Source organism: Haemophilus seminalis (genome assembly GCF_006384255.1).
GTDB classification, from domain to species: domain Bacteria; phylum Pseudomonadota; class Gammaproteobacteria; order Enterobacterales; family Pasteurellaceae; genus Haemophilus; species Haemophilus seminalis.
The window spans coordinates 116,677-129,995 of sequence record NZ_VCED01000001.1 but is presented as its reverse complement, the minus strand read 5'-3'; the positions used below and the strand labels follow the sequence as shown (position 1 = coordinate 129,995).

At 38.5% G+C, this 13,319-nt stretch carries 13 protein-coding genes; 4 read left to right on the top strand and 9 right to left on the bottom strand.

Translation table 11 applies throughout. The features are described 5' to 3' along the window. Positions 1-42: 42 nt before the first annotated feature. Positions 43-708: a heme exporter protein CcmB gene (ccmB, locus tag FE813_RS00605; RefSeq protein ID WP_106014057.1), complete on the bottom strand. Its 666-nt coding sequence runs from the start codon at positions 706-708 to the stop codon at positions 43-45. A gap of 4 nt (positions 709-712) precedes the next feature. Then, a complete protein-coding gene (gene ccmA / locus FE813_RS00600) occupies positions 713-1,351 on the bottom strand; it encodes a cytochrome c biogenesis heme-transporting ATPase CcmA (protein WP_005642790.1) in 639 nt (212 codons plus the stop codon). A 261-nt stretch (positions 1,352-1,612) separates the two neighbouring features. Between ccmA and sodA the strand changes: the two genes are divergently transcribed. After that, positions 1,613-2,266, top strand: a complete 654-nt coding sequence (gene sodA, locus FE813_RS00595) for a superoxide dismutase [Mn] (RefSeq protein ID WP_048953893.1) — start codon at positions 1,613-1,615, stop codon at positions 2,264-2,266. Positions 2,267-2,309: 43 nt separating this feature from the next. Here sodA and FE813_RS00590 read toward each other — a convergent pair whose 3' ends face one another. The 7 genes from FE813_RS00590 to FE813_RS00560 form a co-directional block, all read right to left on the bottom strand. Continuing rightward, positions 2,310-3,065 carry a class I SAM-dependent methyltransferase gene (locus FE813_RS00590; protein WP_139989070.1) on the bottom strand — a complete coding sequence of 252 codons (756 nt, stop codon included), beginning with the start codon at positions 3,063-3,065 and terminating at the stop codon, positions 2,310-2,312. Positions 3,066-3,197: 132 nt separating this feature from the next. Further along, the gene (gene nagA, locus FE813_RS00585) at positions 3,198-4,343 is read right to left on the bottom strand and encodes an N-acetylglucosamine-6-phosphate deacetylase (protein WP_139989069.1); all 1,146 of its coding nucleotides are present in this window, start codon (positions 4,341-4,343) and stop codon (positions 3,198-3,200) included. A gap of 57 nt (positions 4,344-4,400) precedes the next feature. Further along, on the bottom strand, positions 4,401-5,204 hold the full coding sequence (nagB, locus tag FE813_RS00580) for a glucosamine-6-phosphate deaminase (RefSeq protein ID WP_009500377.1): 804 nt from the start codon (positions 5,202-5,204) through the stop codon (positions 4,401-4,403). A 177-nt stretch (positions 5,205-5,381) separates the two neighbouring features. Next, positions 5,382-6,260: an N-acetylneuraminate lyase gene (gene nanA / locus FE813_RS00575; protein WP_005631506.1), complete on the bottom strand. Its 879-nt coding sequence runs from the start codon at positions 6,258-6,260 to the stop codon at positions 5,382-5,384. 10 nt (positions 6,261-6,270) lie between these two features. Then, positions 6,271-7,137, bottom strand: a complete 867-nt coding sequence (locus FE813_RS00570) for a MurR/RpiR family transcriptional regulator (RefSeq protein ID WP_118776840.1) — start codon at positions 7,135-7,137, stop codon at positions 6,271-6,273. Next, the gene (locus FE813_RS00565) at positions 7,130-8,032 is read right to left on the bottom strand and encodes an N-acetylmannosamine kinase (protein WP_139989068.1); all 903 of its coding nucleotides are present in this window, start codon (positions 8,030-8,032) and stop codon (positions 7,130-7,132) included. The genes FE813_RS00570 and FE813_RS00565 overlap by 8 nt, the downstream gene beginning before the upstream one ends. A 45-nt stretch (positions 8,033-8,077) precedes the next feature. After that, the gene (locus FE813_RS00560; RefSeq protein ID WP_139989067.1) at positions 8,078-8,764 is read right to left on the bottom strand and encodes a putative N-acetylmannosamine-6-phosphate 2-epimerase; all 687 of its coding nucleotides are present in this window, start codon (positions 8,762-8,764) and stop codon (positions 8,078-8,080) included. A 358-nt stretch (positions 8,765-9,122) separates the two neighbouring features. Between FE813_RS00560 and FE813_RS00555 the strand changes: the two genes are divergently transcribed. The 3 genes from FE813_RS00555 to FE813_RS00545 all read left to right on the top strand — a co-directional run bounded on the left by FE813_RS00555 (position 9,123) and on the right by FE813_RS00545 (position 13,283). After that, the gene (locus FE813_RS00555; protein ID WP_139989066.1) at positions 9,123-10,109 is read left to right on the top strand and encodes a sialic acid TRAP transporter substrate-binding protein SiaP; all 987 of its coding nucleotides are present in this window, start codon (positions 9,123-9,125) and stop codon (positions 10,107-10,109) included. A gap of 72 nt (positions 10,110-10,181) precedes the next feature. Then, positions 10,182-12,032, top strand: a complete 1,851-nt coding sequence (locus FE813_RS00550) for a TRAP transporter large permease subunit (RefSeq protein WP_139989065.1) — start codon at positions 10,182-10,184, stop codon at positions 12,030-12,032. Between the two features lie 123 nt (positions 12,033-12,155). After that, positions 12,156-13,283 carry an N-acetylneuraminate epimerase gene (locus tag FE813_RS00545; protein WP_180978648.1) on the top strand — a complete coding sequence of 376 codons (1,128 nt, stop codon included), beginning with the start codon at positions 12,156-12,158 and terminating at the stop codon, positions 13,281-13,283. Positions 13,284-13,319: the final 36 nt, after the last annotated feature.

Below are 13,319 nucleotides of genomic sequence, written 5' to 3'. Positions count from 1 at the left end.
TTAAAGAGAAAAACCACCGCACTTTTATACGGTGACATGAAATTAATTATCTAAACTAATTCGCAGTGCCGCGGCGATGGCAAAAGGCGAAAGCGTTACTGCGCCAACCATCATGGCACCTAAAATTGCCAGTTGCCCGCCATAAGGCACATTTAAGCCTGCTGCCTCTAATACTGATGAGGCAAAAATTAAAACAGGAATAAACAACGGAACAACAAGCAAACTCAACAACACGCCCCCTTTTCGCAATCCCACCGTTAAAGCCACGCCAATTGCACCAATACAACTCAATACTGGGGTGCCCAGTAACAATGTCAAAACCAATGCCCACCAAATATTGACCTCAAGAGAAAGCAACAAAGCGGCAATTGGTGATAGCAAAATAAGTGGCAAACCAGTGAGCAACCAATGAGCAACTACCTTGGCTAAAGCCGTCATCGGCAAGGGCTGTGCAATTAACATTAATTGTTCAAGAGAACCATCAATAAAATCATCACGAAACAAACGTTCAAAAGAAAGCAATGCTGAAAGTAATGCGGCTACCCATGCAATACCCGGTGCGATACGGGAAAGCAATTTTGGATCTGGTCCAATAACAAGTGGAAACAAAGTAATCACAAGCAAAAAAAACCATAGCGGATTTAAAATCTCCGCATTTTTGCGCATCGCAATTTGAAGTTCGCGTTTAATTATCTCTAAAAAAATCATTAAGTTATTCCGCTTTATAAGCCGCTAAATTCAATTTTTGCAGATGAGAACTTGGCACTTCTTGGTGACTGGTTAACAACACAATACCACCTCGTTGGGCATGCTCATCAAAAAGTGCGGTTAGAATTTCCACGCCTTTTTTATCAATCGCAGTAAACGGCTCATCTAAAATCCATAAAGGCGCTTGAGATAGCCATAAGCGACCTAATGCGATACGCTTTTGTTGTCCTGCTGAAAGTTGTGCGGCAGGCAAATCTTCACGACCTAACAATCCCACTTTCTCAAGCAAATCCCACAAAATATCAGTATTTTGTTCCGCTTGGCTAATTCGTTGATAAAACTGCAAATTTTCCCATGCGGTTAACTCTGGTTTTACGCCCGAAAGATGACCTAAATAAAGCAAATTCTGATGATACTGTTCACGTTGTTTAGAAATTGCTTCAGAATCCCACCGCACTTCGCCTTCTAAAGGTTGAGCTAAACCCGCAAGAATACGTAATAAACTGGTTTTACCTATGCCGTTATGCCCTTCAATTTGCACAAAATCACCGCTATTAAAATCGCAAGTCAAAGCACGAAAAAGTACTCTCTCACCACGTTGGCAGGATAAATTTTGCAGAGATAACTTGTGTGGTTCAAACATAATTGCAAAGGGAAAATAAAAAGTGGCGATATTCTATCACAAGGGAAATATTTGACGAGATTTTAGCCCTCAAAACAAATAACTATTTAGGTGTAGATCGATAGGTTTATTGATTTAAAACAAGGTTTAATAAATTCGTCTATTAATGCAAAAGGAAAAACATTTAATGATCTAAATCAAATTTTTTGCTATTATTTGCTCACTTGTGGTTATAGACCAAAACCCTCAACGAAATTTGTCTTTACATAGAAGGAATAAATTATGGCTTACACTCTACCTGAATTAGGCTACGCCTACGATGCATTAGAACCACATTTCGATGCGCAAACAATGGAAATCCACCACAGCAAACACCATCAAGCTTATGTAAACAATGCAAACGCTGCATTAGAAGGTTTACCCGCTGAATTAGTGGAAATGTGCCCAGGTCAATTAGTTTCTAACCTTGACAAAATCCCTGCAGAAAAACGTGGTGCATTACGCAATAATGCAGGCGGTCACACAAACCACAGTTTATTTTGGAAAAGTTTGAAAAAAGGTACTACTTTACAAGGTACATTAAAAGATGCGATTGAACGTGATTTCGGTTCTGTAGAAACATTTAAAGCTGAATTTGAAAAAGCAGCCGCAACTCGTTTTGGTTCAGGTTGGGCGTGGTTAGTATTAACTGCTGAAGGTAAATTAGCCGTGGTATCAACAGCAAACCAAGATAACCCATTAATGGGTAAAGAAGTGGCAGGTTGTGAAGGTTTCCCACTTTTAGGTTTAGACGTTTGGGAACACGCTTACTACTTAAAATTCCAAAACCGTCGTCCAGACTACATTAAAGAATTCTGGAACGTGGTAAACTGGGATTTCGTTGCAGAACGTTTTGAACAAAAAACAGCCCATTCAGAATGTAATTGTGCTAAATAATAAAAGATAAAGGCCTAGAAAACTAGGCCTTTGTTTTTTTATATTATTTTTGACTACATACAGCAATAAAATGTAATTTATGTTCAGGATCATTAAAGGTTTTGAACATTCTTTTAAATTGCTCACGATTTTCCGCTTTCATCGCATTACGGATGATTTTTAACGTTCCAAGAATACCCTCATCATAAATCATTCCTTTTGGTGAAAGTAATGTCATCTCACCAGAGAAAGTATCAACATTTCTAAAGCCACTTTCTTGGAATATTCCTTTCCAGCCATCTTTCGTTAATGGCGTTACCGTCACGTTAATCGCTTTGCGCATATTTTCTAGAATAGTTTGATGATCATTCCCCACCAGCATAACATCGTGAGTAAGCAATAAACCATTAGGTTTTAACACTCGAAAATATTCTGCAATAGCTTTTTTCTTCGCTTCCACGGGTAACATTGTGAGCATCGCTTCATTGATGACAATATCAAAACTTTCATCCTCAAAAGGCAACTTCATCGCATTCGCTCGCTGCACATGAATTTTTTCTTGCAAGCCATTTGCTTCGATATTTGCTTGTGCTTTTTCTAACGCATGTTCGTCTAAATCAACACCATCAATATGGCAACCAAATTGCTTCGCCAATCCAATGGCTGTCGTTCCCATATTACAGGCAACCTCTAACACTTTTTTATCTTGGCTAAAATCACCATTGGCAATTAACCAATCTGTTGCTTTTTTACCGCCTGGACGCAAACGAGTTTTACCTAAACGTGCAAGAAAATTATGCCCTACTTCATCTTTCGCCATATCTATCTCCTAGTAATCAACTTGGTTTTTATATTATAGATGAAAATTATTCTTATTAAAGTAGTAAAGCAAAAAATAACCCAACCGATTGGTTGGGCTATAAAAGATCAGAAAAATTTACCGCACTTTAAATCAATTAGGTTTCCATTCACCATTTAATACTGTTGCTGTCACTTTATAATCTGACGTAAACACAGCTAAATTCGCGATTTTTCCTTTTTCTACCGAACCTAAACGATCATCCACACCAATTGCTCGTGCAGGATAAAGGTTACTCATTCGAATTGCTTCAGCAAGCGGAATTTCTACAAACTCGACTGCATTCTTAATAGATTCGATCATGGTAATTGATGCGCCAGCGATCGTACCGTTCGCATCAAAACAGCGACCATCTCGGATATAAATGGTTTTTCCTACGAATGTGAAGGTTTCTAATTCAGGTGGTGCACCTGCTGCAGCAAGAGAGTCAGTTACAATACAAAGTTTGTCACCTTTGATTTTTTTATCAATGCGAACATTACCGTAATTGATATGCACACCATCCACGATAATACCGGTGTAAACATCAGAATCCAATACCGCCCCTACTACGCCCATAGCACGACCAGAACTAATTGGCGACATTGCATTATGCAAGTGAGTCGCAAAAGTTGCGCCTTTGTGGAATGCGGCTTTAGCAACTTCATAAGTCGCATTAGAATGACCAACAGAAACAATAATGCCCGCTTTCACAAAGTCAGGCGTATAGTTAATAGTTGGGTTTTCTGCGGCAATGGTAATTTTTGTAATGACATCACCATTTTCACAGAGGAAATCCTTCATTTCAGGCGTAATTTCACGAATATATTCGGGACGGTGCACCCCTTTTTTCTCAACACTGATAAACGGCCCTTCAATATGTAAACCAAGTGCTTGATTTTTATGCTTATTTAAATATTCACGCATAATTTTCACCGCACTTTTTATGTTTTCATCTGGTGCCGTGATAAAAGTCGGAAGGAAACTTGTACAACCTGATTTCAAGTTTGTTTCCTGCATAATTTCCAAGGTTTCAACGCTAGTTTGATCGTTAAACATCACGCCACCACAGCCATTTAATTGAAGATCAATAAAACCAGCGGTTAAATTATTACCTTGTAAATCAATGGTTTTGATACCTGTTTCTAATTCAGTTTGTGGAACTACCGATTCAATAATTTCACCGTTAATAATTACAGCAAAATCACGTAAAACATCATATTTTGTGTAAATCACACAATTCGTTAATGCATATCTCATTTTTTGTCCTTAAATAAAATAATCAGAAAAATTACCGCTCTTTTGAGCGGTAGGATCTTATAACACGCTATGAATGGCGCGTTGTTCTAATTCAGTAAAATATTTAACCGTTTTTACTTTCAATTCTTGTTGTGCCGGTTCATCACAAACTAACACAAAATGGCGATGTAGTTGAAGTGCACTCACTGTCCACATATGGTTCACACCACCTTCGACTGCTGCTTGAACTGCAAGTGCCTTATGATGGCCAGTTGCAAGGATCATCACTTCTTCTGCATCTAATAATGTGCCTACGCCAATAGTTAAAGCATATTTAGGCACTTTATTCACATCATTATCAAAGAAACGTGAATTTGCGATCAGCGTGTCTTGAGTTAACGTTTTAATACGAGTGCGAGAACTTAATGATGACGCTGGTTCATTAAAGGCAATATGGCCATCATTCCCCACTCCACCCATAAATAAATTAATTTTTCCGTAAGATTTAATTTTTTCTTCATAACGGCGGCATTCCGCATCATGATCATCCGTATTGCCGTTAAGAATATTGATATTTTCTGGCTGAATATCGATATGATTGAAAAAATTGTTATACATAAAACTATGATAACTTTCAGGATGTTCCTCTGGTAAACCTACATATTCGTCCATATTGAATGTTACCACATGCTTAAAGCTCACCTCTCCCGCTTTACAAAGTGCGATTAATTCTTGGTAAGTTTTTAATGGCGTGCCACCAGTTGGTAAACCAAGAACGAAAGGACGTTCAGCCGTAGGATTAAAATGATTGATACGATCAACAATATGGCGTGCAGCCCAACGACTCACCTGTTGTTCGTTGTGTAGAGGGATAAGACGCATACTATACTTCCTTTATTTTCAATACCGTGGATAAACAAACCAACGGTTAAACATAATGGTTCCCCACTACGAAATAGAAAAACTGAGAAGCAGGAAACGAGAATTGTTACCCCAAAAGGGATAAATTATGAGTAACCTAGGGAAATCACTCCCTAGGTTCTCACGATATTCCATTAATTATAAAAATTTCGCTTTCAACTCTTTTGCTTTAGCAAGCTGAGCATCTGTTGCTTTTGCTGTCATTGGCTCACGGCAATACCCCGCATCCACGCCTTCTAATTTAAGCAATTCTTTGATGGTTAAATATAAACCGTTTGCTAAAATGCCTTCGATTAAATCGTTGGTTACATGTTGAATTTCTAACGCTTCGGCTAATTTACCCGCTTTGGTCAATTCAAAAATTTGACGAGCACGAACGCCGTTTACGTTGAAAGTTGAACCAATTGCACCATCCACACCAAGTGCAGCTGCAGGTAACATCATTTCATCGAAACCTGCCCAAATTAAGTGGTTTGGATAAGCTTTTTTCAAGCGTTCTAATAAATAGAAGTCACCAGCTGTGAATTTTACCCCTAATACTTTCGGGTTTTTGTAAAGTTCACCAAATTGTTCAATTCCCATATTCACGCCAGTTAAGAACGGAATAGAATACACGATCATATTATTGCCCGTTTCTGCAATAATGGTGTCGTAATAATGTTTGATTTCAGGGAAACTAAATTTGTAGTAGAACGGAGTAACTGCAGATAAGCTATCGTAGCCTAATTCTGTTGCATATTTACCTAATTCAACTGCTTCTTTTAAGTTTACGCTGCCCACTTGAGCAATTAGCGCGATTTGATCTTTTGCTTCATCTTTTGCAATACGGAAGATTTCTTTTTTCTCTTCAGTTGAAAGCATAAAGTTTTCGCCTGTTGAACCACCCACATATAAACCATCAACTTTCATTTTGTCGATATTATGGCGGATAATTTGACGTAAACCTTTTTCATTAATTGTGCCATCTTCATTAAATGACACTAATAATGCACTGAAAATACCTTTTAAATCACGCATAAGTTTTCTCCTATTTTATACGTTGTTCAAGAATCACATTGAGGGTTTTTTGCTTGGTTTGAACTGCAAGTTCTTCTTCGCCCTGCACTAACAAAGCATAAATTAAATCTAATACAAAAAGCTGTGCAATTTTGGTACCAATGGAGTCACCTTGTAGCTTCCCTTGTTTATTACCATTAACCAAAACATAATCAGCATATTCTGTAACGGGTGAACGCAAACTATGAGTTAATGCCACTGTCGTTGCACCATTTTGTTTAGCAATTTTGAGTGTGTGCGCTGTTTCGGCGGAATATCCTGAATGACTTAAACCAATTGCCACATCAGAAGACGTAAGTAATGCCGCCTGCATATACATAAAATGATTATTGCCTGTTGCATCCACTTGGAAACCGATACGCATCAATTTATTTTTTGCATCTTCAGCTGTCACGCCAGATGATCCCACACCAAATAAAAAGATACGACGTGCTTTTTTAATGGCTTTAACCACTTGTTCAAGCTGTTTTAAATCTAATAAATTAACCGTTTCTTCCATTACATTAGAAACTGCCGCTTGCAACTTTTGCGCAATCGTTAAAGAATCATCGCTCGGCATAATTTCTGTTTCGAGCACAGTTTCATCATTGTTATCTTTCGTGGCAAGCTCAATGGAGAGTTCTAATTTAAAATCGCTGAAACCTTTAAAACCAATGGTTCGACAAAAACGGACGAGCGTAGCTTCTCCAACCTCCAAATGCTTAGCGATTTCTGAAAGGGGGCATTGAGACACCAAATCAGGGGAACGCAAAATCGTATCAGCAATTTTTTTCTCTGATTTGGTTAGACTATGATAAAGCGAACTAATGGTATTTAACACATTTCCGGATTTAGCCATAAATTGTTCCTTTTGGTTTATCAAGCAGAACATCTTTCACCCAATAAGCTGCGCCGACTAATCCTGCATCTTGACCAAATTTAGCAGATTCAATGTCACAGCTATATACAGCAGGCATATCCTGTAAGAAACGTTTGACTAATGGTAAATAACCTTCAGCCAACCCTACACTACCACCTATAACGACTTTTTGCACATCCAATCCAATCACTAAATCCGCCACTAAATTGGCAATGGCTTGGGCTGAACGTTCTATAAGTGCGGTAGCTTTTTCATCATTTTTTCTAAAACGTTCAAAAACTTCTCTTGGCTCACAAGGATCGTCCCATTGGGAAGACACCGCTTCAATTGCACGACCAGCAGCAACGGCTTCTACACAACCACGACGACCACAACCGCACATTGGACCATTTGGATCCGCTAATGTATGCCCGATATGTCCTGCGATTCCCTTTGGACCAGTTTGTAATTGTTGGTTTAATATGACACCACCACCCACGCCAGTAGAAACAGTAATAAAAACAAAGTTGAATACTTTTTCTGAATCTTGAAGTTGGTATTCCGCATAAGTTGCGGCTTGCGCATCATTTAATAAACCAATTGGTTTATCCGTGTGTTTAGCAATACTTTCTTTTAGTGGAAATTGATTCAAACCACCTAAATTTTTAGGGTTAAGTGCGGTTAAAACACCGTCATTTATAATACCGGTTGAAGCCACCGCCACATAATCAAATTGCCCCGCATAATGAGTAAGAAGTTGTTCCAATGCTTGATACATTCCTTCTACCACATTTTCACGCGGCGTATGAATTTGTTGGCGTTGTTCAACTTCGCCATTTTTTACGATAGCCGCCGCGATTTTTGTACCGCCAATGTCTAGAGCTAAACAACGCATAACTTATCCTTAATAGTATGAAGTATTTTCTCACACGTCTTACGACTATCTTGCAGATTTCACAGAATTAGCGAACCAACTCACGATATGCTCAAGGCGAGTTAATGCTGAACCAACAGTTACGCAATCTGCGCCAATTTCAATGGCCACTTTTGCCAATTCAGGGGTGTTATAGCGACCTTCTGCCATAACAAAACAACCTGCCACTTTTAAATCTTTCACTAATTGATAATCAGGCTCTTCAGGAACTGGACCACCTGTATAACCAGACATTGTGCTGCCCACAATATCAAAACCGAGTTTTTGACAATACAAGCCTTCTTCTAAATTAGAGCAATCTGCCATTGCCAAGCAGCCCATTTCATGGATTTTTTTCACCGCACTTTCAATATCAACTGGGCGAGGACGGCTAGTACCATCTACCGCAATAATATCTGCCCCTGCATTGGCAAGATCTTCAATATCTTGCAGAAATGGAGTAATACGAATCGGACTATCAGGTAAGTCACGTTTTACAATACCGATAATTGGAATGTTTACGAAAGGACGTGTCGCTTTAAGGTTATCTACACCTTCAATACGTAAACCTGATGCGCCACCAACAACGGAAGCTTGGGCCATAGCAGAAACAATTTCAGGTTTATCCATTGGGCCATTATCAACTGGTTGGCAAGAAGCAATGAGACCATATTGAATTTGAGAAAGCACATCTTGATGAGATAATTTCGACATAATATCACTCCTAAATATATTGAGGCCGATAATGCTCAAATGCTTTATTACAAGCCATCTAGGCTTTAGCATTATTTAGACTCAATCATCCTCAAAAATATAACTGAGCCCGCATTTTCGTCATTGCTCAGCATTATATAAAAAATAACTCCATTTAAAAATATTTTTTGAAGTATTTTTTTATAAATGTGATCTACCTCTCAATTTCGAAATAAAACTTCAAAGACCAGTTCAAAAAGTATTTTTTTACTTTAGAATAACGCCCAGATAGTTTTTTTGATGTCTAAAACATCAAGCATTCACTTTCAATCCAAGCCAATTATGGCTTATATCAACATAGGTTCACACAGGAGCGAACATTATGAAATTTACTAAACTTTTCCTTGCAACTGCTATCACATTAGGTGTTTCTTCAGCCGTTTTTGCCGCAGATTATGACTTAAAATTTGGTATGAATGCAGGTACTTCATCTAATGAGTACAAAGCAGCTGAAATGTTTGCAAAAGAAGTAAAAGAAAAATCACATGGTAAAATTGAAGTTTCACTTTATCCGAGTTCACAACTTGGTGACGACCGTGCAATGTTAAAACAATTAAAAGACGGTTCTCTTGACTTCACTTTTGCTGAATCAGCTCGTTTCCAATTATTCTATCCTGAAGCAGCAGTGTTCGCGTTACCCTATGTCATCACTGACTACAACGTTGCGCAAAAAGCCTTATTTGACACCGCATTTGGTAAAGATTTAATTCAAAAAATGAATAAAGAGCTTGGCATCACGCTACTTTCTCAGGCTTATAATGGGACTCGCCAAACAACTTCAAATAGAGCAATCAATAGCATTGCAGATATGAAAGGTTTAAAACTTCGTGTACCCAATGCTGCAACTAACTTAGCATACGCAAAATATGTAGGTGCATCGCCAACACCTATGGCGTTCTCTGAAGTATATCTTGCACTTCAAACTAACTCTGTCGATGGTCAAGAAAACCCATTAGCGACCGTACAAGCACAAAAATTCTATGAGGTGCAAAAATTCTTAGCGATGACTAACCACATTTTGAATGACCAACTTTATTTAGTGAGTAACGAAACTTATAAAGAATTACCGGAAGATCTTCAAAAAGTAGTCAAAGACGCCGCTGAAAATGCAGCAAAATACCACACTAAATTATTCGTAGATGGCGAAAAAGATTTAGTGAAATTCTTTGAAAAACAAGGTGTAAAAGTAACCCATCCAGATTTAGCGCCATTCAAAGATGCGATGAAACCATTCTATGCTGAGTTTGTGAAACAAACTGGTGAGAAAGGTGAAAAAGCATTAAAAGAAATCCAAGCGATTAAATAACCGCCTATTATATGCGCCAGCAATTTAGTTGGCGCATTCATTTTCGTTCTCCACAATCTCTCGGAGTGAAGTATGAAATTTTTTAACAAACTTGAAGAATGGATTGGCGGCGCGCTATTCCTTGTGATCTTCGGTATTCTTGTTGCTCAAATCCTATTCCGCCAAGCTTTCCAATCACCATTAATTTGGAGTGAAGAACTCGCTAAATTATTGTTTGTATATGTAGGTATGCTTGGTATTAGTGTGGCTATCCGCAAACAAGAACACGTTTACATCGACTTCCTAACCAATTTAATGCCTGCTTCTGTCAAAAAAGTAACAAACTCTTTTGTACAGTTAGTGATTTTCCTTGGCATTATTTTCTTTATCCATTTTGGTATTAAAACGTTCCTTGGTGCAGATTTCCCTATTGACGCATTAGGCGGAATTTCAGAGAAATGGATTTATGCTTCTCTGCCGATCATTTCTATCCTAATGTTAGTGCGCTTTTTCCAAGCTCAAGCAGACAATTTTAAAGAAGATAAAAGCTATTTACCGGCGACGTTCTTTATTGTAAGTGCGGTCATTTTATTAGGCATTTTATTTACGTTCCCTGAGTGGTATAAAGTATTACGCATTACAGAATATGTGAAATTTGGTTCTAACTCTGTATACGTTGCCCTAATATTCTGGCTAGTTATTATGTTCCTTGGTGTGCCAGTAGGTTGGTCATTATTCATCACCACATTACTCTATTTCTCAATGACCAGATGGAACGTGGTAAACGCAGCAGCTGAAAAACTGACCATGAGTTTAGATAGTTTCTCATTACTTGCTGTTCCGTTCTATATCCTAACGGGTATTTTAATGAATACTGGCGGTATCACAGAACGTATCTTTAACTTCGCAAAAGCCTTACTCGGTCACTACACTGGTGGTATGGGTCATGTAAATATTGGCGCAAGTTTATTGTTCTCTGGTATGTCAGGTTCTGCACTTGCTGATGCAGGTGGCTTAGGTCAGTTAGAAATCAAAGCTATGCGCGATGCAGGTTATGATGATGATATTTGTGGTGGTATTACTGCAGCATCTTGTATCATCGGTCCATTAGTTCCACCAAGTATCGCAATGATTATTTACGGTGTAATCGCCAACGAATCCATTGCGAAACTCTTCGTTGCAGGTTTTGTACCTGGAGTACTTGTTACGATTGCCTTGATGATCATGAACTACTACATCTCTAAAAAACGTGGTTATCCAAGAACACCAAAAGCAACTCGTGAAGAACTTTGCACATCATTCAAAAAAGCGTTCTGGGCAATTTTAACTCCATTACTCATCATCGGTGGTATCTTCTCTGGCTTATTTAGCCCAACAGAATCTGCCGTTGTTGCTGCGACTTATTCCGTCATCATTGGTAAATTCGTTTATAAAGAATTAACCATGAAAATGCTCTTTAATAGCTGCGTTGAAGCAATGGCAATTACTGGTGTGGTTGTATTAATGATTATGACTGTGACCTTCTTCGGAGATATGATCGCGCGTGAACAAGTTGCAATGCGTATTGCAGATGTATTCGTTGCCGTAGCTGATTCTCCACTTATGGTATTAGTCATGATCAATGCCCTCTTGCTCTTCTTGGGTATGTTCATTGATGCATTAGCATTGCAATTCTTAGTGTTACCGATGTTAATTCCAATCGCAATGCAATTTAATATCGACTTAGTATTCTTCGGTGTAATGACTACCTTGAATATGATGATCGGTATCTTAACACCGCCAATGGGTATGGCTCTCTTTGTGGTGGCGCGTGTGGGTAATATGTCAGTATCCACTGTGACTAAAGGTGTATTGCCGTTCTTAATACCGATATTCTTAACATTAGTATTAATTACGATTTTCCCACAAATCATTACTTTTGTACCAAATCTATTGATGTCTTAACACTAAAGTGCGGTTAAAAAAAGCAAGGCTTTTATAACCGCACTTTTTTTATAAAATAAATCCTATTCAATGCGGTTTTATGAATAGCAAACCATAAACATAACTTAATAAATGAGGTTTATTATGACATTGACAAAAACAGCATTATGCGCCGCACTTTTTGCAACTGTTGCATTTTCAGCTAACGCACAAGCCTATCCAGATTTACCAGTAGGCATCAAAAGCGGAACTGGCGCACTCATCGGCGATACCGTATATGTAGGCTTAGGTTCGGGTGGCAATAAATTCTATTCTTTAGACTTAAAAGATCCTGCTGCACAATGGAAAGAAATTGCAGCATTTCCTGGTGGTGAACGTAATCAACCTGTTGCAGCAGCCGTAGATGGAAAACTTTATGTATTCGGTGGTTTGCAAAAAAATGAAAAGGGCGAACTTCAACTTGTTAATGATGCTTACAGCTACAATCCAGCTGATAATACTTGGGTGAAACTTCCTACTCGCTCTCCGCGTGGTTTAGTGGGCTCAAGCAGCGCATCTCACGGCGATAAAGTTTATATTTTAGGTGGTTCTAACCTCTCTATATTTAATGGTTTCTTCCAAGACACCGTGGCAGCGGGTGAAGATAAAGCGAAAAAAGATGAAATCGCAGCAGCTTATTTCGATCAACGTCCAGAAGATTATTTCTTCACAACAGAATTATTGAGCTATGAACCATCAACCAATAAATGGCGCAATGAAGGTCGTATTCCATTCTCTGGTCGTGCTGGTGCGGCATTCACTATCCAAGGTAATGACTTAGTGGTTGTTAATGGTGAAGTTAAACCAGGGCTTCGTACCGCAGAAACGCATCAAGGCAAATTCACTGCTAAAGGTGTGCAATGGAAAAACTTACCTGACTTACCTGCACCAAAAGGTAAATCACAAGATGGTTTAGCCGGTGCACTCGCAGGCTATAGCCATGGCCATTATTTAGTTACGGGTGGAGCTAACTTCCCTGGTTCAATTAAACAATTCAAAGAAGGCAAACTTCATGCGCATAAAGGTTTAACCAAAACATGGCATAACGAAGTTTACACTTTAAATAACGGTAAATGGAGTATCGTTGGTGAATTACCAATGAATATTGGCTATGGCTTCTCTGTGTCTTACAACAATAAAGTATTGCTCATCGGTGGTGAAACTGACGGTGGTAAAGCGTTAACCAGCATCAAAGCCATTAGCTACGATGGTAAAAAATTGACCGTTGAATAAGTTGGCATAGAATAATGTATAAGGCTTGAGGCAAAG